Here is a 19,418-nt window from a genome sequence, read left to right on the forward strand (position 1 = left end):
AACGCAGCGAAGCCGGTGGGGCACCGTATCGCGTGCGACGGCACGCGGACGGGCACCGGCGAGCGGGGACGCCCATGGCACGCCGAGCGATGCAGTCGCGGGCGACGGCCCGCGCTGCGGCGAGGGCGTGCCGGGGCGCTTGGCACTCCGTCTCCGATCGCGCGCTCGCAACCTCTCGACCAGGCGCAACGCAGCGAAGCCGGTGGGGCACCGTATCGCGTGCGACGGCACGCGGACGGGCACCGGCGAGCGGGAACGCCAGAGGCATGCTGTGTCGGTTGAACATGGATCGAGGGGCAGCACCAGCTGGTGCTGCCCCGTCGTGGCCCGTCAGTAGGGAATATCGTCGTCGAAGTCGTTGGCGTCGTAGCCGTGGTTGGTACCGGCCTGGTTGGTGTCGCGGTTTTTGCGGAAAAGTGTTCCGATCCGTTCTGCGACCAGGTCGACGGTGTATTGCGTTTCGCCGTTCTTTTCGAACCGGTTCTGGCGGACGCGGCCGGTGATGTGGACGAGATCGCCTTGCCCGATTTTTTCGGCACGGTCGTGGAGTTTCCCGAACAGCGTGACACGATTCCAATGGGTGTCGTCGGCCCACTGGTCATTGACCTTGCGGGGATAGTTTGCGGCGACTTCGATGAAGCTGACCTTGTCCAGCTGGGTGATTTTGCCCACCCGGCCGATGATGCGAAATTCTGCGATGTTCTGCATGGTGCGTACCTTTCCTGATTGGTGTCGATGCTGACGCACTTCGAGGGGGCAGCCGGTCGACGCGGGCAAGCTGAAAAACGGAGGGTCCACACAGTGGAAACCGTAGGCCGCTTGCGGCCGGTTTTCTGCTTGAGGGCGAGCATGCTCGCCCGGCCCGCACTAGTCGGCCGAGCGGCCCACGTGCGTCAGACAGCAACGAGGCCATCCAGGAAGGGCTGTACCTTTGTATCGCATCCAGGGCGTAAATGACGGCCGGGTGGCAACATCGAGTGCGGTGTATCAGCGCGAAGTCATGTGCCGCGAATGTCCCGAACCGGAGGCGTTGGCCAGCGGACCGATGGCGCCCTAAGGAGAAAGGCAAGGTGTTTCGTCGTGGCGGTTCGGTTACGAGCATGGATCGGGCAAGACGATCGAGGTTCCCGCCAAAGCTGCTATGCCGTGAGGTGTTCGTAATAGGCGATACCAAGGACCAAGTAGCGTCCACCTGGTGGAGGGTGGTTTCGGGCCGGGTTGGGCCATTGCGCCGAGGGCAGCCAGTGCCAACCAGGCGTGTGATGATCAAGCCGCGCGGGGCTGTTATCAGTGTGCGGCGCGGCACGAGCAGAACAAGTTGGTGCTGGAACGCGTGGTGTGCCGCACGCGGCCTGACTTGAGCGCTACCGATGTTGCGTTGGCTGCGGGAGCAGGCGGCAGTGCGAGATGTGGGGCGCAGTCCCACAGGATCCGCGCAGCCCTGCGAATGCGATCGTCGCACCAGGGGGCGGGACTGAAGCGCTGGGCCTCGGTCCCGCCCGGGGGGGTGGTCAGACGATGTGGAGCGCCTTGCCGATGGCGATGTAGACGCCGGGTACGGCGACGATGAGGCCGCCGATCCAGAGGATGATTTTGTTCTGCGAGGTGATGATTTCGTTACGCAGTGTTGCAACCTCGATTTCGATCTTGTGATCGAGGCGCTCTGCTACGGCATCGATCTTGTGATCGAGGCGCTCTGCTACGGCATCGATCTTGCGATCGAGGCGCTCTGCTACGGCATCGATCTTGTGATCGAGGCGCGTGCCAAGCTCGGCCAAGCTGCTCTGAAGCTCGTCTTTCGTCGCGAGTGTCTCGAAGGCTTCACGATCGTTGACGGCTACGAGCGCTACAACGGCTTTGGCCGCTTGCGGATCGAGGCCGGCGGCCTGAAGCTTTTCTGATTCGGCGAGGGTGTCGATAGCGAGCATGATGGTCTCCATAGCATGAAATGGTTCACGAAGCGACACCGTGTCGATTTCGTGGTCTTGCATGACGGGACGTTTGGCGGAGGTGAGCGCGGCTGCGGTCAAGGACGGCGCAGCCGCCGCGCTGCGGGCGGTCTTGCCTGTCTATTTTTTCGCGTTGCGCGAGGGGCGAGGGCCTGGTCGGACTCAAGCGAAAAAATCGATGGGCTGGACCGATCCTTGAGGGCAGTCGCGCCCGCCTCCACAATGGGAGGACAACAGCACAGCCCAATACAGATGTTGGCTGCGGGAGCAGCCGGCGGGGCGGGATGTGGGGCAAGGCCCCACTTGACCTGCGCTGCCCCGCGCCAGCGATCGCGACCCGGCAGGGCGGAGACCGCTTGCGGGCTCCGGGAGCTTACGCCGTGGGTGCGCTGAAAAGCGCGACCGGGGCGTTAGCGAGTAGAGCGCGGCGCTGGCCGGGCATGTTCCGGCCAGCGGGCGTCCGAGCTTTCGTCGATCGGGATAGAAGTCGGGATAGAAGTCAGGATAGTAACAGCAGCAACAGCAACAGCATGAGTCTCATAGACCAAGTTCACCAGCACGATCGGCCAGAACACGATAGCAGGCGGTGGCGGGACAGGGCGCGAAGCGCCCGGTTCCGCCACCGCCTGCTATTCTTCATCAGCCTTTGGCCGTCCGCAGGACGGCCGGCGCGCGGGGCTGGTCCGGGAGGGCCAGACGGCCCCCGCGCGCCCTGGCCGCCGTTGGCCTGCGTGGGGGTGGTGGGAAAAGGTGCCCGGCCAGCGGGGGGAAGTGCTGGCCGGGCAAGATGGATCAGATCACCTCCTTTCGCTGCGGTTGCGTGGCAAAGTCGCTGTTGCGAAAGATGGTGACGGGCAGGCCAGCGGCGCGGGCGGTCTGCGCAAGATTAACCTGCAATCCTGAGCCTTCGCAAATGATCGCTTCGACGGGGCAGAGCGCAAGCAATTGTTCGTTGCGCTTGAAGCCTGCGCGGTTGCCGTGGCGGCGCTCCAGAATGAAGGGGACCGATTGCACGCCACGGCTTGCCGCCCATGCGGTGGCGATGGCGTCGGTGCCTGTGCGCTGTCCGGTGGTGGCAATCCACAAGCTGGGCACGCGGGCGCGGATAGCGTCAAGGCGCTGCCAGATGGGTTCATGGTGCAACCAATGCTTGCCGCCTGATACCACAACGGGCAGGCCGGTCGGCAAATGCCGCGCGCGCTGTTCGGCCTTGCGGGCTGCCAGATAGTCGCGCGCCTCGATCTGCGATGCGGTCAGCACGCGGCTTGTGCGGCTGCCGCTGGTGGCCATCCACGGCTTGCCGGTGTTGACGCGGTACACTTCGGCGGCGTGGTCCCGCATACATTCGATGGCGGCGATTGCTTCGTGCAACGATTGGCAACGGCGCTGCTTGTCCTCCAGATCGTAGGCGTGGATTTCTGACGGGTCATTGATGCGGGCCAGTTCGCCAAGGTCGCGCGCGGCGTCGTCTTCCTCGCGGGCGAGCTGCTGGGCGACTTTGTGCAGTGAATTGACGATGCCCCAAGCGATGCGGGGGGCAAGCGGCGCAAGGCGGGTTTCGGCAAAGAGCGCGAACAGGTCGCCGGTCATTTGCTCGACACATGCGCGGGCGGCCTCCTCGTCGGGCATGTCCTCACTGGTGGGTTCGTCGGCAATGGAAAGCTGCGCGGTGCCGATCTCTGCGCGAAAGGCTGCGGGGAAGGCTTCGGCGCTGGTCAATTCTGCGTAATGACTGGCGAAGTCTGCAAAGCTGTCAAAGTTTGCCATGGTGTTTTGCCTCTTGGCTTTGGTGCCCGGAATGGTTTAGCGTCGGGCTATCCGATATCCATGATGGGAGCCGGGGAGGCTGCATCCCCCCCGGCTCTTTCATTGTCAGGCTGCCGCTGCGAACGGGTTGCCTTCGTCGGTTGGCTTGCCGCGCTTGCCCTTGGGAGCGGTTGCCCCGTTCAGAAAGGCGGCATCGTCTGCGGTGCTGTCTCCGAGTCCATCGCCCCCATTGGTGCCGGTATCGTCGGGCAGTGCCTGGGATTGATCGAACGCGCGGCGCGGACGCTTGCGGGTCCATGCGATGTTATACCCGCCTTGGTCGTCGTCGAAAAACGCCACATTCATCGGGCCGGTCAAGCTGGGGTCGTCAATGGTGCCCTGATAGAACACCACGCCGGTTGCCTTGCTGGCCTGCTCGAACGCTGCACCAATCTTGACCCAGGTGCGACCGTCTGCGGCGCGCGCCATGATGTCGAATTTGGGCGCATTGGGGTTGTTGGTGCGTGACTGAAACGGACGCAAGCCGACAACATTACGGAAGGCAAGCGTTTCGATCCTGCCAACAAAGCCACCGTTTCCGGTTGCATTCAGATATCCAATATTCATGAAAATATACTCCATTAGGGCGGTGCCCAAGTCTAGAACCCTACCCGGAACCCCCGGTTAGGGACGGTGCGGCGTCTCCGCCCCGGTGATTACTTAATAACGCCCCCTGCCTCTACGGTCTAACGCAATGATTTCTTGACACAAAACCCGATCATCTCTGGTGAGCCGGAGCACAAAATACCGCGCGGTAGCGCGGGGCCAGACCATCGCCCGGCCCCGACCAGGGGCCGGATCCACTCCGGGCCATCGAGCACGAGGTTCCGGGAGCCTGTCCATCACCTCCGGAGCCGCCGTCGCAGGTCCTGAGGCGCACGGGGGGCTCTTGGCAGGCAAGAGGCACGGGAGGGTTAGTGGAGCTGGGCCCCGCAGCCCCGGCCGTCCGCTTGGCGGACGAAAAGCCGGACGGGGCTGCGCGGCTTAGCGCAACTTGCCCGACGCAACTCCTTGCCTGCTGAAACCGCTGTGCAACGCGAGGATCCTGAGACGGCGCGTAGGGGGCGATGGACAGGCGGGTGCGAGATGGCCGCCCTGCCGGGCGTCCTCGACCGGCAGGGCTTTTCGGCGCGTGTGGTGAGCGCTTGCGCGAGCGCGCGCGCCGCGTGGGGACGCGCGGGCTGCAAGTCCGCTCTGCAACTCCCATATGACAAAGAACGCGCGGGCGGCGCCCGCTCTGCATCGTGGTCTGCCAGACCTGACCGCCTGGCAATGAGCCGGACGGTCAGGTGTTGGTGTCAGTGCTGGGCGAACTCGATCGGGAGGACCAGCTGGTCGGCGTTGCGCTGTGCGATTTCGGCGCGACGGTATGCGGCATCGATGGCGGCGGGCAGACGGCGATCGCGGTCCAGGCGAGCGATCAGGTCGAGGGCGGTGGCGAAAAGAGTTTGCATGGTTGAAGCCTTTCGGATGGTGTTGCTGATGCTCCCGGAAGGGGCGGTCTGCCAACGCGTGCAAATTCAAAAGCGGAGGGTCCGCGAAGTGGAAACCGCAGGCCCGGCAGGGCCGGTTTTGCGTTTGAAGGTCGCAAAGCGACCTGGCGCGCAGAGTTGGCTGCATCGCCCAGGGGCATCAATCGGCGACGCCACCGGAGAGACGTTCACCCATGTTTGATGACATGATCCAATTGGCAATGGCTCCGGCAGGGACTTGTAGCCGGCGCCTCAGGATTTGCCGTCCGTCTTCTGATCGAGGTCATTGAAATCGCATCCCGCGGGCGGCAGCATGGCATCGACGGTGCTTGCGCCGACGCTGCGCCAACGCGCCGCGCTCAGCGTGGCACAGCGCTGGGCACGTTCTTCACCCGATAACGCACGCTTGATAAGCGGTGCGCCTTTGGCTTCCTGGACCCAGATCGGTGCGGTGGGTTTCATGTCATTGTCGACGCCGATCGCAACGTCACCGGGCTGATCGAAGAGGAAGGGCGTACCATGCGCGCTGGGGCCTGAGCGCCACAGCGGGATTGCGCTGCGATCGTCCACGACAATAGGCTCCTGCGACCCTTCGAGGTTGCCAAGACTGAGCGTTGCGCAGATCAGGCGCGGATTGGAGAGGCGCGCAGCAAAGCTGAGCGCGGATTCAATTCCTTCCCCAACGGCGCATGGACCTGGCGCATCGAGGTGGCGGATGATTTGCGCAGGAACATTATCCCATGGGTCGAAGAGTTTGCCCGGGATCAGCACAGCGCCGTGGGCAAGGTTGCCCCAAATGCGCCTGGCCGCAGCCTGGCCGAGATCGGCCTTGGTGCGGCCGTCAGCTGACAGATAGGTGATGTGGATCCCTTGCAAAGTCAGCTTGCGATCACCGCGCTGCCCGCTCACCGCGATGATGGGGGCGATCATCGCGGGGGCGGTGCGGGTTATGCGACGGTGATCGGTATCGGCGGGCCAGAGGTTGATCGGGCAACGCGGATGGAACTGGAGGACCGACAGGGCAGCGGTGGCGGCCGGATTGATGCCCCGCGATTTTAGCCAAGCCTCGACCGGTGTCTCGTGTGCGCCACCGGCTTCGCGCCAGATGATACGGGCTGCCGAAGCGCTATCGATGCAGGAGTTTGTCGCAGCGGGTTTGGCAGACCGGGCGCGCGTGCTTGCAGAGCTTGCTTCGAGGCTGGCGTTGCTCTCCAGCATAGTCAGCGCTTCGTTGAAGCTGGTGTTGTGATATTCCATCACGAAACGGATGATGTCGCCGTGCCAACCGCATCCGAAGCAATGGGCGAAGCCCTTGTCTTCAACGACGGTAAAGCTGGGCGTATTTTCGGTGTGGAAGGGACAGCAGGCGGTGTACTCGCGGCCGGCGCGGCGCAGTTTGACCACGCGGCCGACGACGGCCGTGATGGTGATGCGTTGCTTGACGGCATCGATGCGCTCGTGAACCGGGCGTCGGATCCCGCGCGGCGGCGACGCCGGACGCGCGCCCGCGACGCTATGAACAGCAGTACGGGGATCTCCCGATTCACCAGTGTGGGCATTCATGGTGCAAACTCACGAAATTGCTCAAAAAATATCCCAAAAGCTGGCAAGAAAGTCAACATTTATCGCAATATTTCGAGCCGCGAAGGCGTAAAAACGCCGAACGGCTTGCGGACTAAATCAATTGCCGCATAATAGATGATGCGTCGCTCGCAGATTGGTTTGAGGAGGATTTTGGATTCAATTTCAAAGCGTCATCACACACACAATGACCACCGGTCAGGTGCGAGATGTGCCCAGTATACTTTTCGGCGTTCGGAGATGATTTAACCAGTCTCCTGCAATCAGACTGAAAACAGATAGTCCCATACGCAGGCGGTTGCTGACTCAAATATTTGCCGATGGCCCACTAGACACAATATGTTGCGCGAAGCGCCAAAAACGGGCATTTATTTGCGCGTGCGATCCAGCGTTTTGGCGGTCGCACCGGAAGTGAGGCCTGCCCGTGGCAACTTACCAGATCGAAGACAAGGCACTGGGTCCGACGGAGCCAGCGCGGTTTGTTTCACCGGGCGACACCTCTTACGATGCCGATCTGGAGCGCGCGTATGCCGCCAAAGTGCGGCCATTGTGTCAATGCCGTACTGATGTTGCGTTGCCGCTCTACATCGCCCGGCGCAATGGCTCGCTTGTCCTTGCCCGCATGCCGGGCACGGGAGCGCTCCATGATCCGGAGTGCGATCATTTTGATGCCCCGCGCGAATTGAATGGCCTGGGTGCGGTTGAAGGCCGTGCGGTTAAGGAAGGCGAAGACGGTATCACCGAGCTGTCGCTCGGTTTTCCGCTCAAGCGCGGGCCTGCGCGGGCTGCGCCCGAGGCACTCACATCCGACAAGCCCTCGCTCAAGTCCAATGGCCAGAAACTGTCGATGCGGGGACTCTTGCACGTCCTGTGGGATCAGGCGCAATTGACGCGCTGGCATCCCAGGATGGCGGGCAAGCGCGACTGGTTTGTCGTGCGGCGCGAGCTGCTCAAGGCGGCCGATGGCTGCGTAGCCAAGCGTGACAACCTGGCGCACCGCCTGTTCATCCCGGAACGCTGGTCCGATCGCGAAAAGGATGCGATTGCCCGGCGCCAGCACGAGACGCTTGGCCCGGTGCGCATGTCGCGCGACGCGATGATGATCGTCATCGGCGAGGTCAAGGAAATCAAGCCCGGCATGCGCGGCGAGCGGATTGTCCTGCGCCATCTGGGCAATTGGTCGTTGTCGCTCGATCCCGAAATGACCACCCGTTTTTACAAGCGCTTTGAAGTGGAACTGGCCCTGTGGGATGCCCATGGCGACAAGGGTCGGCTGATCATCGCTGCGAGCTTTGCTCTCAACAAGGCAGGCTATGCCGATATCTGCGAGGTCGCCTTGATGCCGGTGACCGAAACATGGCTCCCGTATGAATCCGCCGCGGAATTTGGGCTGGTCAATCAGGCGGTCCATGAGCAGCGGCACTTCGTGAAGGGCATGCGCGTCGATCTGTCGCGCGATGTGCCGATTGCGAGCCTGTTGCTGAAAGACACTTTGCCGCCCTGCGCTGTGCATGTGCACTGTGCCACAGGGGAGGAGGATTACGACGCGGCCCGCGCGCTGGTTATGACCGTGCCGGGGGTGGCCCATGCCGAATGGGTGCCCGGCACAAGCCTGCCTTCCACCGCCATTTCGGGGCACGGCGCATAACGCTGCTGTGGAGTGCGCATCCAGGTTTATTTAGCGACGGCGATCAGACAAGCCGACCGTGGCGGTCGATCGCAGGCGGGGTGTCGGGGTGGGCATTGATGTCGGTCGTATGGAACGGATCGAGGCATCGCCAGATCCGCTCGCACGCGTGGAAACGGAACCAGCGGCCGCCCTGGCGATGATCGCGCCAGTCATGCGCGAACCACTGAAGATCGCCGTTTTCGGGCGGGACATATCCGTCAGCGATGCCGCATAGCGACGTGCCGCCGCGCCAACATGGCTTGCGCGGCGACACCATCCAATCGAGCAGCGTGCGTTCGGCCATCACCAGTCGCTCGGCAGCATCACGGTCAGGACGCGTGTGGTCACGCTGGGGTCGGCAGGATCGTCCGATCCGAATTCGAGATTCCGATCGAAGCAGTCAATCTTCACCCAAACGACCGTCCCGCGGACATCCATGATGCCAAGATCCCGCTCCGGGCTGTCTTTGCTGAACGTGGAGGTGCGCATGGCCTTCACGAGCGCGGCCTGGATCAGCACACGCTCGATGCCGTCAGGATCGCCGAAGGCAGCCAGACACGAGCGGGTGAATACGACGCGCGCGGTGCGATCGAGGCCGAGCCGGGCGCGGTCATTGAGACGGGCGATGATTTCTGTTTGGGGGACGTTTGGTTGCGTCGCCATGATACATTCCTTCGTGCTGCGGTTCAGGCAGATGGCGGCAGCAGGCCGTCTTCAACGCTCGTGACCAGGCCATCGAAGTCCTCGTCGGCCCCAAGCAGGTCGGCCAGCTGGATCAGCGCGGCGAGGTCGACGCCATGGTCGCGCGCGAGATCGCGCAAATACCCAAAGCGGTCGAAGCAACCGTCTTCCTCGTAGCGGGCGATTGCAATGGTGCGCGCGCGGTTGAGGCGTTCGATTGTGGGCATGGTGATGCCGTCGAGCATGAGCATGCGGGTTGTCATGGGATGGCCTTTGCGCGGGGCGGGGTCGGGAGGTGCGCCGCGATCGCGGGATCGATGTCAAAGCCGAGCGCGGTGGCCAGCTGGCAGGCATCGAGGATGTCGTCGACGGCAATCGAAAATCCGTCAGCCATTTGTGCGAGCGTGTCGTCAGGCCTGGGCTGGATGCGGTGCAGATTGCCGCTCTGGCGCGTGACCGCAAACGGCCAAGTGTAGGCGATCGCGACAACGCGTTCGTCAAGGATCAGCAGTGTGTCGCCGGAGCGGATGCTCTCGTCGCACTGCGTTGCATCGTAGGCGTTGCCGGTGGAGCTAAAGGAATGGATCCGGCGCGTGGTAAACGCGAAACGGTCGGTGTCGGTGAGCACGGGACAATCTCCAGATGAGCAAATTGCTCATCCCTCACCCTTCCCGCTCCTCTTTGATCGGCCATGTGCGCCGTGGCCGCCAATTGGGTCGGTGCCCTCAAATGTCGGCGGGCAGTGCTGCGTCATAGACGGGCAGGATCGACAGTGGCGATGTGTCGCCGTCGAACATCACCCAGTCGCAGCGGTTGGCGCGCGCCAGCGCAAAACATTCAGCCAGGTCGTCCGGTATGTCGGCAACGTTGGCATCGGGCACCGGCACGAACCAACCCTGATCGCCTTTGGCAAATGCCACGAGCGTGTCGCCGGCGAGCCAGGCATCGCATGTGCTACGGCGTAAATGCGCTGTCGACAGCGTGAGCATGGTTTCGATCACGCAGCGTTCCTTATGTTGGTTTGGATGAATTACGATCGACTGTCGGCATGTTTTGGCAAAGCCGTGCCCCTCTTCCATGCTCGGCAATGCGCGCAGGCAAGTCAATGCCGCTGTTCGCCCCGGTTGACCCGACAGTCTACGAATGCGCATACCCGTCCTTTTCTATGCCGATCCACATACCCGACCATGGGACGAGGATGCAGTCATCGAACGATGCGCGCACGACAGTTCGCCGCAATGCAATGTAGCGTCGCCACCAGGCTGTCAGATTGCGGGCATGCGCCGGTTTCGGATCGTTGCGGGAGAAGAGACGCAACAGCGCTTCGGCCTGTGGCCGCGTGATTTTGGACATGACGGGATCCACTCCGAAGACTTAACGACCGTTCGGCCCATGGCGCAGCATCATGCGCCAGTGGATCCGCCACGCGAGGCCCGACAGGGTGCCGCCTTGGCGGATCGATCCCGATGCATGTCAGGCGGCCAGCGGCAGCCTTGGCGCGGCCGGCGTTGCCACATGGCTTGCAAAGGCAGTGGACGCGGGGGTGCCCGGCAAGAGGTGGTACGCAGGCGCGCAGCCCAGTTGCGTCAGCACGCTGTCGAAGCGTCCGCTGGCTCCTGCAAGCCAGTTCACTGCTGAAGGTCGCAGGTCAGGCCGGATGGCGCGGATGCAGAATTCTCGATCGGCGCGCAGGGCCATCCAGATCAAGGCCTGCTCCCCTGCCAGCGTCACACCAATATCGGCATAGGCATTGCGCAGGAGCGCGCCGCCGGCGCGCCCGCGCCAGTGCGGAACGGTATCGAAGCTTTCGAACGCTGTGGCCACTTCGCGCACAACGCGCGCTATCAGCACATCATAGGCTGCAGGCCACAGGCCGGGTGCACCGCGCTCGAGCGCGATCACGCCGGCGTAAGCGGGAAGAATGGACCTGGTCATGGAACCACCTCAGGCGGCAATGGCGAGCGGTGCAGCCGCAACGCCGGCGTTCGCATGGATCCAGTCGGCCGCGGCCTGCGCCTGTGCAGCGGCGGTGAAGATGGCACGCGTGTCGGACTTCAAGGCGTTGAGCCAGCTCGCCAGGTACGCCGCGTGATCGGGGCGCGGGGTATAGGCGAGACCAAGGTCGGCCATCAGGAAACTGGCGCCGAGCTCGGCGACCAATTCTTCGTGCTGCCTCGCCTTGCGATCCTTGTGGTAGTCGCGCAAGCTGTCGCGATCGAGACGACCAGGTGTCCCGCAGGCATGGCAGGATTCATGGGCCAATGTGCTGACCAGATCGAGATCGCTGTCGAACGCTGAGCGCTCGGGCATGAAGATCTTGTCGAGGTCCGGCCGAAAATAGGCGTCGTGCAGGCCATATTCGACCGGCACGCCGATGCTTTCGAGAAAGCGCAGCGCGTCGCCGATTTCGGTGGTGACGGGCGCCACCTCCTTGATCGCGTCCCCGGCGCTCCCATCCACCTGGTCCCGGTTGAAGACGACGAAGCCGCGCGCAAAAAACCGCGCCTTGCCCTCGCCTTCACCGCTGTCAGCGACGTCTGCGCCGTCCTGGCGTTCGATCTTTTTCCAGAGGATGACATGGGTGCCGCTTTCACCCTTGCGGACCTGGGCCCCATGCTCCTTCCACTGCTGATATGTGGCCCAGGTGCCCGAGGCATAGCCAAGCGCGTCGGCCGTGGCCCACAGCACGAGGCGGTTTATGCCGCTATAGCGCCTGCCGGCGGCACTGGTCGGACGCATGATCGGCGCACCGTTATGGTGCCAGCACATCTTCCAGTCGCCTGCACCGGCTTCGATGGCGGCGATGATCTGGGCGGTGACAGTGCTGTAAATGTCGTGACGCTGGGACATGGGGATATGCTCCTCTTTGGGCGAGCCACTCGCTCGCTCCTCCTGCGTCCCCCTTCCCTCCCGATCCTGTAAGGGACGCGCGCGATCGCGCGCGTTGCTCGCAAAAAAGGAGGCTCGCAAAAAGGGGCTGACAGCGGCCACGTGCAGCGTTAGGAAATCCGTGGGGAAGGGTTGTTGAAAGCCCCAAACCGTCGGCCCTTCCCCACCCAGGCAATCGCCCGATGAGCGACCGCGTCAGGCGGGAACGGCTTGCCGGATGTCCGCTTCGTAATACCGATGAACGAAACCGCAGATGCTGTCCGGCGAATGCCAACCTGCGGCCGACATCAGCGTTCCCATCTTCGGGGTAACCGTAACATCCGGCACCGACACGGCATCGTGAAACGTGCCATTCCAGGGGTCCCAGCTGGCCAGCGCCGCCTTGCTGAAGGTCAGGGGCCCGGAGGGATCGAGATCGATCAGCTGGGCGATCGGCACCATAGCGTAGAGGACGAAAAGGAAATTGGACGAGCAGGCATTGTCGACGATCTCGCGGATCGCGTCCCAGCTGCAGAGCGGAGCGGAGCGGCGGGGAAAGTCGGGCCTGGGGATCCGGCAGCGGCCGCGCGGGATTTCGGTGGCATGGCCATTGTTGCTTGCCTTGCGGTACTGCCCCAGCGTGTAGCCCATGGCCGCTAGGGCATGGGCGAGATCCTCTGTCACGTAGAGTTCGGCAAATTCCGGCCACGGCTTGTGACTGGTGATGCTGGCATCGAGCGCGTGCTTGCCCCTGGGTGACAGCACGAAGACGATTTCGGCGCGGTCGTAGCTGGAGAGCGCATCGGCAGGGCGCGAGGGATCGGCCGCGATCAGCGCGGGTTCGATCCGCTCGGCAAGCGTCACCGTGAGATCGGCATAATCGGCCCGCGTCAGGTCCTCGAGCGCGTCATCGTGGCGGTGGAGGATCTCGCGGGCGAGTTCGAGTGCAACGCTCCATACGTCATAACGGGGCAGCAGGCAGGACTGGATGAGCGCAGCGTCGGTGTCTTGTCCGTCGGCATGGGCATCGAGGATGATCCGGGCGATGGCATTGCCTTGCTTGAGGCTGAGGGCATCGCGTTCGGGTTCATAGGCACGGAACCACGCACCGGCTGCGGCCTTTGTGACCAGATGATCAATGTGTTCTTGCTGGGCAGCGCTGAGGTCGCAATCGGTTGCCATCGCAATGAGGGCTTCGGATGCGGCGGTTGACGCAGTTTGAACGAGAGTGGGCATGGCGCGTTCCTGAAAGATCGAAAGCCCGGCACCGCAAGAGGGGGCACCGGGCTGTTCGTGTGAGATTTGGGGGGCGGTGTGCGATGATCAGGCGGCTTGTGCGAGATCGCTCCCTGCTGCATCAGCGTCAGCTTTGACCGTCTGCCAGGCACCCCGGTCGTAATCCACGTCATCCTCGTCCGCGATTGCCTCGCCTTCGGCGTTGTCGTCGGCTTCGGTGATTGCCGGATCGGGCGTATCGTTGGCGGTGTCGGTATCGATGTCGCTGCTGACATCATGACCGGTATCGCCAAATGCCATGACATCGGGCACCCAGGTGAGCGCGCGCTGCTTGATCGCCGGTTCAACAATTGCTTCGCCTGCGCACAGCTTGGTTGCCGCGCTCGCCAGTTCGCCCTTCTTCGCCGTGGCGTAGCGTCCAGGCATGGCCGGATCGATATGGCCGAGTACGGTGAGGATCTGGCTCTTCTTGAGCCGGTCAAAGAACCGCTCGGCGCCAGGCCGCCAGTGCTGGCACGTATCGATCCCGAGCATCGCACCAAGCTGGCTCTGGAAACCGTTAGCAAAGCTGCCACTGGCAAGGCTGGCCTTGAGGCTTTGGCTGACGGCATAGGCCAGCCATGCCGCCCGTGTCTCTTCGTCGAGCGCGCGGAAAGCGAGGAAGCTCGCAAAGCTGTCATCGTCCTGCGTCCAGTCATCGGGCAATGCGCCACGCAGCGCCGCCACATCGTCCGCGGCTGTGCTGGCCGGAATATCCCTCAATCCTGCGGGTTCTGCGCGGTCGGTGATGCGGATTGAACAGCCGGTGTCGTTATAGCCCCAGTGGCCGGCATGATCGCGCGCCAGACTGAAGATCGCCAGATCGAGCGCGAGCGCGGGGTTGTGCGCGACATGGAGCGCCAGAATATCCCGCCGGTCTTTGGCCAGTTGTTCCTCAAGGCTGCGCGGCAAAGCCGCATGCCCGTCAGCACCATCGCCCTGCGCAGCATCATCCTGTCCGGCCTCTGCCGTGTCTGTCTGCGAGCTTTTACCCTGCCCGCTGCGCGCAGGCTTGGCGGGCGCGTAATAGCTGTCGAGCAGCACCGGTTTACCGTCCGGCGAGAGGATCATGAACGTCCCCAGCGTCGGCAGCACCTCATCAGGGATGATCGGCGACGCCTTGGCGATCCTGGTCAATTCGATGCTCAGCGCCTCGCGCTCGTCGCACAGCGCATCGTAGGCGGTGCCGGTCTCATCGTCTTCGATGCCGGCGTCTTCCATGTCCTGCACGGCATCATCGATCGCATCGATCCGGTCCTCGATCTGCACGATCCGGTCCGCTGCTTCGCCGGTCGGCTGCGCATAGTCGGGATAGTATCCCGACAGGTCCCTGGTATCGTCATAGGACACACGGGTCGTCAGCAGCGGCTTGACCCAGCCCAGCTTTGTCGCAAGCTGCGCCACTTCAGCCTCGAAAGTCAGTTTTTGCATGGCAAGGTTTTGCGCCAGCGCGACATCGAGCCAGGTTCCTGCCCCTTCGCCTGCAAACAGATCGCGCTCGATGCGCCCGCCGGCGGCGAGATAGTCCGCCTCGCCCACCAGCAGCGCAACCGGATCGGAGGCCGACAGGCTTTCTGCGTTGATCGCCCGGCGAATGGCCTGGGGGTTGTCGCCCTGCCAACTGGTCGACAGGCGCTCCCATGCGGCGATCTGGCAGGCATGGTCGCTGACCGAGCCATAGGCCATCGCCACATCGAGCGTGATCGCGCCATCCGACAATGCCGCAAAGATCGGCGCTGCCAGATCGGCAAGCCGCAGCCGGCCATGGACATGGCGCACCGTCACCCCGAAGCGTCGCGCGACATCTTCAGCGCTTGCACCGCTCGCCACAATGTCACGATAGGCCGAGGCCTCATCTGCGGGCGTCATGTTTTCTCGCAGCAGGTTTTCCGCAAGGCTGATCTCGCGCGCGGCCGCTGCCTCGCTGTCGACGATCCTGACTTCGACCGCGTAATCTTTCGGCAGCGTGCCGGCTTCGATCAGCATGCCGATCGCGCGCCAGCGGCGGCCACCGGCGTGGACGGCGTATTTGGTCTTCTTCGGCGTGGCGGCACTGACGATGAGGGGCTGGATCAGGCCGTGCTCGGCGATCGAGGCGGCCAGCGCAGCGATGCCGGTGTCGCCATTTGTCTTGCGGACATTGGTCTCGGACAGAGTGAGTTTGGCATAGGGGATTGTGCTGGTGCCGGTCAGGGTGTTCGTGGTCATGATCGTTACTCGCATTTTCGCGCGAGACCCGGATCAAGAGAGCTTCAACTCCCAGGGGGTCTCACCCCCTCCCTGCCCCCTTCCCTTTTATCGCGCGGACGAAGGCCGCGCGGGGCAGCCATGGGACAGCTTCGGGTTGGGCATGGCCGAATCGTTCATGGTTTACGCCTTGTGATTGTCGCTCGTGCTTCCATGATTTTTGTCCGCGCAAGGTCACGCAGTTTCTCTGCAAACGGGGCTGGCACAAAGCCGTATACCCATTGATTCGGCCTTGCCGGAATAATCCCGGGATCAGTCCAGTCGATTTCGTTGAACTCGGACAGAATGATCCATGACCGGTCACTGTCGAGGCCCAGATGCCGTTTGATCGCCGCAGGAATTTCAACGCCTTCGTGCAACTGTGGTTCGCTGTGCGTGATCGCACAGACAAGCGCCCGCTTACGGCCATCGGTTTCGGTAACGGCAACAATGACTGCACAAGGGCGGTCCTTTGAGCCATCGATCTGTCCGCGCCTGGCCGCATTAAGCCGCGATCTCGGCAATCACCTGATCGGCCACCTGCACGGGCAGGAACAACCGTGTCTGGAACTGGATCACCTCCGTATAGGCGCCGCGCGCCTTCCAGCTGGCAAGCCCGCGCGGATCAAAGCCGATCACTTCGAGCCGCTGCTCGCCGTTGACCCGGGCCCGCTTGAGCGAAAGCCCGCGCGCGGCATCGATCGGCACGACCTTGCCCGCCAGAGCCGCGCCGATGATGTCGGATGCAGAAAGGGCGATGGCACCGTCGAGCCCGAGCCTGGCCAGGAGATCGTTGACGGCATCGGTCGGTACGATCCGGCCCAGATAGGACCTGCCGTCCTGGGTGATCAGCCGGCGCACTTGTGCATCATCACCGAGCAGATTCCATATCGGCAACAACCGCCCGGTGGCAAGGTAGAAGCGCTCCACCGCAGGATGCGCGGCCGCATCGTCGGCTTCGGCCTGCCATTGCGCCTCGAACGTTGCCGCATCGATATCGGCCCAGTGCGATTCATCGAGATCGCCTTGCGTCACGTAGCCGCTCCGGCCCTGCCGGTGGACTTTCCATACCGGCATGGGATGCCCATCCTCATCCAGCCAAGGCCGGTCAGGAACAAACAGCGCCAGCTTGCCCGAGCGCGCGTTGCGCATCATGCGCGCGCGGCCTGCCGCACGGGTCAGGCGCGCGGTGATGTCGGCAAGGGTGGTGATCTTCGGGGCCCATTGCGCCTCGATCGTCAGCAGGCTGGTGACAGCACCGTTCTTGTCGCGCAGGCATTCACGCTCCTCGATCACGGTCAGCTTGTCAGCCAGCAGGGTTTCGACGCCGGCATCGTATGTGCCCGCCTTCCTTGCGGCCTCGATGCGGGCTTCGACCAGCCCCATGAATTCATCGAAGATGGCGTTCTGGATGGCAATCGGCAGGGCGAGGATGCGGTTGAGCCAGCGCTGGATCGGCGGAAGGGCGTCGACCAGTTCGCCCTCGTGTTCGAGCTTGAGGCCGGAAAGCTCGCAGAAAGAGGTGAAGCCGATCGAGGTCAGTTTGCCGGCATGGAGCAGGCGGAACCATTGGCCGAGCGCTTCCTGGGCATATGTGCTTTCCAGACTGTCGGCGGGGTTGAACAGGTTTTGGCCGCCGGTCTGGCGCTGCCCGCGTGTGAGGGCACCGAGCGCATCGAGGCGGCGTGCAATTGTCGAGATAAAGCGTCGTTCACCGCGGCAATCGGTCGTGACGGGTCGGAAGATCGGCGCACTGGCCTGATGGGTGCGGTTGGTGCGGCCGAGCCCCTGGATCGCCTTGTCCGCGCGCCAGCCAGGCTCCAGCAGGAAATGCACCCGGCGCTGCTGGTTGGCTGCGGCCAGGCTCGCATGATACGAGCGCCCGGTGCCGCCCGCATCGGAAAACACCAGAATGCGCTTCTTGCCCGCCATGAACAGGTTTGCATCCGCCACGCCAGCAGAGGCCGAACGCGCTTGCAGTTTTTGCGAACCATCGGGCAGCGTCAGCAGGCGTTTCGTGCGCCCGGTCACTTCGGCCACGGCGTCTGCGCCAAAATGGCCGATGATGCCATCGAGCGCGGGCACGATCGGCGGCAGCGCGGCGAGCATTTCGATCATCTCGTCGCGCATGCGGCAGGCCAGAGGGCACAGCACGGGATTACCGTCGACATCGAGCATCGGGCGTGAACGCTCGGTGCCGTCCTCTTCAAAATATGATTCCATCGCACGGGTGGGAAAGGCGTGCTGCAGATAGGTCAGCATGGCCTGACGCGGCGAAAGGTCGATCGCCAGTTCGGCCCGGTCCTCGGCATCGAGATCGGCAAGACGGCGATCGAGCAGGGCTTCCGATGTCGAGACCAGCTGGATCACCGCCGACATACTTTGATCGAGCGCCTGCTGTATGGCGGGCAGCAGGCTCGGCAGCTTCATCGAGAGCAAAAGCTGTGCGAAAAACCGCTGCACCGCACTGGCAAAGCGGCTGCGTGCAGCGGCCAGCGCCTGACCATTCAGCGTCTTGCCCTCAAGCGGATCGACCACACCGGCGGCGGCAAGCGCTGCTTCCATGTGCCGGAATATGATCGACCAGCCTTGCGAATAGGCGTCGAAGTCGGCGATCTGTCCGGGTGTCAGCTTGTGTTCGAGCACGTCGTATTCGACGCCGGCATAGGACAGCGAGCGGGCGCAATAGACGCCCATGCACTTGAGCTCGCGGGCAACCAGTTCGAGCGCGGCTATACCGCCTGCCCGGATGCGTTCGATAAAGCTCGTCCGATCAGGAAACTGTGTCCCCTCACCCCACAGCCCAAGCCGTGTGGCATAGGCAAGGTTGCCGATGTCCGTGGCACCTGTAGCAGAGGCATAGACAATCCGTGCCCGCGGCAACCGGTTCTGCAATTCCACTCCTGCGAGCCCCTGTTGCGAGGCCTTGCCGGGCCCGAACCGGACATCGCCTGTTCGCCCTTGTCCTGCGGCAATGCCACCCATCCCGTGGGCTTCATCGAACACGATCAGTCCGTCATAATCCGCTCCACACCATTCGACGATCTGCTGGAGACGGCTCTTGCCGCCTGCGGCGCTGCGCAAGGTGGCATAGCTCGCAAACAGGATGCCGGATGTCAGTGCGATTTTGGTCTCGGGCCTGAATTTGCCCAGCGGCACGATGTCGATCGCCATGCCGCCCAGCGCTTCCCAGTCGCGTACCGCATCGGCGATCAGCGCCGAATTCTCTGAACCCACATTTCCCAGATTGGAATGGAAAAATCTGGCAATTTCGGTGGTATAGTGTAGCAATATCAGCATGATGGGCGGTCTTGAGGGCTGATTTTATGACGCACCCGGCGGGTGAAACGGAAACGGGTGATTTGCGGGTCGATTTTGACCGCCGCCTGAGATTGGAGTTTCACGGATCGCGGATCACGTCGGATGCCGGCTTGCTGGCCTTTCGCGAACTTGATGACGCGCTGGGCCTGACAGGGATGGCCGGGGAGATATTGACTGACAGCAGGACGGGTCGGAATGGCAGGCACAGCCTGATGGCGCAGTTCCGGCAATCAGTCTTCGGGCGGCTCGCAGGCTACGAGGACGTCAACGACGCCGACCGGCTCGGCGCTGACCCGGCGATGCGCTGGATCGTGGGTGGGCAGGCCGTGATGGGACAGGCTGCCTCGACCAGTCAGATGGGGCGGTTCGAGACCGAGGTTCTGGCCAAAGAAGCCAATGTCACGGCGCTCGCCGATCTGTCGGGCCGGTGGATCGACGTGGTGCATGCCCGCCGCCCGGCCAATGTCGTGGTGCTCGACATGGACAGCAGCGTCAGTCCCACGCATGGCGAGCAGGAAGGCACCGCCTACAACGGCCACTTCGGCTGCACCTGCTATCACCCGTTGTTCG

The 19,418-nt window shown here is 63.2% G+C and carries 21 protein-coding genes; 3 read left to right on the forward strand and 18 right to left on the reverse strand.

The window, feature by feature from the left end; translation table 11 throughout:
• Positions 1–330 precede the first annotated feature (330 nt).
• From G404_RS19470 to G404_RS20445, 5 genes are all read right to left on the reverse strand, one after another.
• Positions 331–708, reverse strand: coding sequence for a single-stranded DNA-binding protein (locus G404_RS19470; RefSeq protein WP_084601422.1), 378 nt, complete (start codon positions 706–708; stop codon positions 331–333).
• A gap of 803 nt (positions 709–1,511) precedes the next feature.
• A complete protein-coding gene (locus G404_RS19965; RefSeq protein ID WP_156906342.1) occupies positions 1,512–2,030 on the reverse strand; it encodes a hypothetical protein in 519 nt (172 codons plus the stop codon).
• 711 nt (positions 2,031–2,741) lie between these two features.
• Positions 2,742–3,716, reverse strand: a complete 975-nt coding sequence (locus G404_RS0116155; RefSeq protein WP_028641993.1) for a DUF2493 domain-containing protein — start codon at positions 3,714–3,716, stop codon at positions 2,742–2,744.
• 105 nt (positions 3,717–3,821) lie between these two features.
• Positions 3,822–4,337 carry a DUF736 domain-containing protein gene (locus G404_RS19480; protein ID WP_084601423.1) on the reverse strand — a complete coding sequence of 172 codons (516 nt, stop codon included), beginning with the start codon at positions 4,335–4,337 and terminating at the stop codon, positions 3,822–3,824.
• A 716-nt stretch (positions 4,338–5,053) separates the two neighbouring features.
• Positions 5,054–5,209: a hypothetical protein gene (locus G404_RS20445; protein ID WP_156906343.1), complete on the reverse strand. Its 156-nt coding sequence runs from the start codon at positions 5,207–5,209 to the stop codon at positions 5,054–5,056.
• Here G404_RS20445 and G404_RS20450 point away from each other — a divergent pair.
• A complete protein-coding gene (locus G404_RS20450) occupies positions 5,208–5,429 on the forward strand; it encodes a hypothetical protein (protein ID WP_156906344.1) in 222 nt (73 codons plus the stop codon). The two genes, G404_RS20445 and G404_RS20450, sit on opposite strands and share 2 nt — an antisense overlap.
• Before the next feature lie 50 nt (positions 5,430–5,479).
• Here G404_RS20450 and G404_RS0116170 read toward each other — a convergent pair whose 3' ends face one another.
• Complete coding sequence (locus G404_RS0116170; RefSeq protein ID WP_028641994.1) at positions 5,480–6,790, reverse strand: CHC2 zinc finger domain-containing protein; 1,311 nt, start codon at positions 6,788–6,790, stop codon at positions 5,480–5,482.
• A 442-nt stretch (positions 6,791–7,232) separates the two neighbouring features.
• Here G404_RS0116170 and G404_RS19485 point away from each other — a divergent pair, with 442 nt between their 5' ends.
• Positions 7,233–8,456: a DUF1173 family protein gene (locus G404_RS19485; protein ID WP_169719727.1), complete on the forward strand. Its 1,224-nt coding sequence runs from the start codon at positions 7,233–7,235 to the stop codon at positions 8,454–8,456.
• Between the two features lie 43 nt (positions 8,457–8,499).
• Here the strand turns inward: G404_RS19485 and G404_RS0116180 are convergent, their stop codons facing one another.
• The 12 genes from G404_RS0116180 to G404_RS19510 all read right to left on the reverse strand — a co-directional run bounded on the left by G404_RS0116180 (position 8,500) and on the right by G404_RS19510 (position 18,827).
• Positions 8,500–8,781, reverse strand: coding sequence for a hypothetical protein (locus tag G404_RS0116180; RefSeq protein ID WP_028641995.1), 282 nt, complete (start codon positions 8,779–8,781; stop codon positions 8,500–8,502).
• Positions 8,781–9,140, reverse strand: a complete 360-nt coding sequence (locus G404_RS0116185) for a DUF3768 domain-containing protein (protein ID WP_028641996.1) — start codon at positions 9,138–9,140, stop codon at positions 8,781–8,783. Before G404_RS0116185 ends, G404_RS0116180 begins: the two co-directional genes overlap by 1 nt.
• A 23-nt stretch (positions 9,141–9,163) precedes the next feature.
• A complete protein-coding gene (locus tag G404_RS0116190; protein WP_245584567.1) occupies positions 9,164–9,409 on the reverse strand; it encodes a hypothetical protein in 246 nt (81 codons plus the stop codon).
• An 8-nt stretch (positions 9,410–9,417) separates the two neighbouring features.
• Positions 9,418–9,786 carry a hypothetical protein gene (locus G404_RS0116195; RefSeq protein WP_028641998.1) on the reverse strand — a complete coding sequence of 123 codons (369 nt, stop codon included), beginning with the start codon at positions 9,784–9,786 and terminating at the stop codon, positions 9,418–9,420.
• A gap of 97 nt (positions 9,787–9,883) precedes the next feature.
• Entirely contained in the window at positions 9,884–10,237 is a 354-nt protein-coding gene (locus G404_RS19490) for a DUF5983 family protein (protein WP_036521780.1), read from the reverse strand.
• Between the two features lie 58 nt (positions 10,238–10,295).
• Positions 10,296–10,511 carry a hypothetical protein gene (locus tag G404_RS20455; RefSeq protein WP_156906347.1) on the reverse strand — a complete coding sequence of 72 codons (216 nt, stop codon included), beginning with the start codon at positions 10,509–10,511 and terminating at the stop codon, positions 10,296–10,298.
• 120 nt (positions 10,512–10,631) lie between these two features.
• Positions 10,632–11,060, reverse strand: a complete 429-nt coding sequence (locus G404_RS19495) for a hypothetical protein (protein ID WP_156906348.1) — start codon at positions 11,058–11,060, stop codon at positions 10,632–10,634.
• Between the two features lie 42 nt (positions 11,061–11,102).
• Positions 11,103–12,008, reverse strand: coding sequence for an ArdC family protein (locus G404_RS0116210; RefSeq protein WP_028641999.1), 906 nt, complete (start codon positions 12,006–12,008; stop codon positions 11,103–11,105).
• Between the two features lie 234 nt (positions 12,009–12,242).
• Complete coding sequence (locus G404_RS19970; RefSeq protein ID WP_156906349.1) at positions 12,243–13,262, reverse strand: hypothetical protein; 1,020 nt, start codon at positions 13,260–13,262, stop codon at positions 12,243–12,245.
• Positions 13,263–13,349: 87 nt separating this feature from the next.
• Complete coding sequence (locus G404_RS19505; protein WP_084601425.1) at positions 13,350–15,509, reverse strand: ParB/RepB/Spo0J family partition protein; 2,160 nt, start codon at positions 15,507–15,509, stop codon at positions 13,350–13,352.
• A 155-nt stretch (positions 15,510–15,664) separates the two neighbouring features.
• The gene (locus tag G404_RS20460; protein ID WP_156906350.1) at positions 15,665–16,051 is read right to left on the reverse strand and encodes a growth inhibitor PemK; all 387 of its coding nucleotides are present in this window, start codon (positions 16,049–16,051) and stop codon (positions 15,665–15,667) included.
• Positions 16,032–18,827, reverse strand: coding sequence for a strawberry notch family protein (locus tag G404_RS19510; protein WP_051280889.1), 2,796 nt, complete (start codon positions 18,825–18,827; stop codon positions 16,032–16,034). Before G404_RS19510 ends, G404_RS20460 begins: the two co-directional genes overlap by 20 nt.
• Before the next feature lie 26 nt (positions 18,828–18,853).
• Between G404_RS19510 and G404_RS0116235 the strand changes: the two genes are divergently transcribed.
• Positions 18,854–19,418, forward strand: a 565-nt coding sequence (locus G404_RS0116235; RefSeq protein ID WP_028642001.1) for an IS1380 family transposase, incomplete at its 3' end; no start/stop codon positions are given.

The organism is Novosphingobium acidiphilum DSM 19966 (genome assembly GCF_000429005.1).
In the GTDB taxonomy this organism is placed as follows: Bacteria; Pseudomonadota; Alphaproteobacteria; order Sphingomonadales; family Sphingomonadaceae; genus Novosphingobium; species Novosphingobium acidiphilum.

Coding starts and splice junctions, on each gene's coding strand:
- G404_RS19510 (WP_051280889.1), bottom strand. CDS start 18,827: ATGCTGATATTGCTACACTATACCACCGAAATTGCCAGATTTTTCCAT.
- G404_RS19505 (WP_084601425.1), bottom strand. CDS start 15,509: ATGACCACGAACACCCTGACCGGCACCAGCACAATCCCCTATGCCAAA.
- G404_RS19470 (WP_084601422.1), bottom strand. CDS start 708: ATGCAGAACATCGCAGAATTTCGCATCATCGGCCGGGTGGGCAAAATC.
- G404_RS20450 (WP_156906344.1), top strand. CDS start 5,208: ATGGTTGAAGCCTTTCGGATGGTGTTGCTGATGCTCCCGGAAGGGGCG.
- G404_RS0116190 (WP_245584567.1), bottom strand. CDS start 9,409: ATGCTCATGCTCGACGGCATCACCATGCCCACAATCGAACGCCTCAAC.
- G404_RS20455 (WP_156906347.1), bottom strand. CDS start 10,511: ATGTCCAAAATCACGCGGCCACAGGCCGAAGCGCTGTTGCGTCTCTTC.
- G404_RS19480 (WP_084601423.1), bottom strand. CDS start 4,337: ATGGAGTATATTTTCATGAATATTGGATATCTGAATGCAACCGGAAAC.
- G404_RS20445 (WP_156906343.1), bottom strand. CDS start 5,209: ATGCAAACTCTTTTCGCCACCGCCCTCGACCTGATCGCTCGCCTGGAC.
- G404_RS0116185 (WP_028641996.1), bottom strand. CDS start 9,140: ATGGCGACGCAACCAAACGTCCCCCAAACAGAAATCATCGCCCGTCTC.
- G404_RS19970 (WP_156906349.1), bottom strand. CDS start 13,262: ATGCCCACTCTCGTTCAAACTGCGTCAACCGCCGCATCCGAAGCCCTC.
- G404_RS0116210 (WP_028641999.1), bottom strand. CDS start 12,008: ATGTCCCAGCGTCACGACATTTACAGCACTGTCACCGCCCAGATCATC.
- G404_RS19490 (WP_036521780.1), bottom strand. CDS start 10,237: ATGGAAGAGGGGCACGGCTTTGCCAAAACATGCCGACAGTCGATCGTA.
- G404_RS0116180 (WP_028641995.1), bottom strand. CDS start 8,781: ATGGCCGAACGCACGCTGCTCGATTGGATGGTGTCGCCGCGCAAGCCA.
- G404_RS0116170 (WP_028641994.1), bottom strand. CDS start 6,790: ATGAATGCCCACACTGGTGAATCGGGAGATCCCCGTACTGCTGTTCAT.
- G404_RS0116155 (WP_028641993.1), bottom strand. CDS start 3,716: ATGGCAAACTTTGACAGCTTTGCAGACTTCGCCAGTCATTACGCAGAA.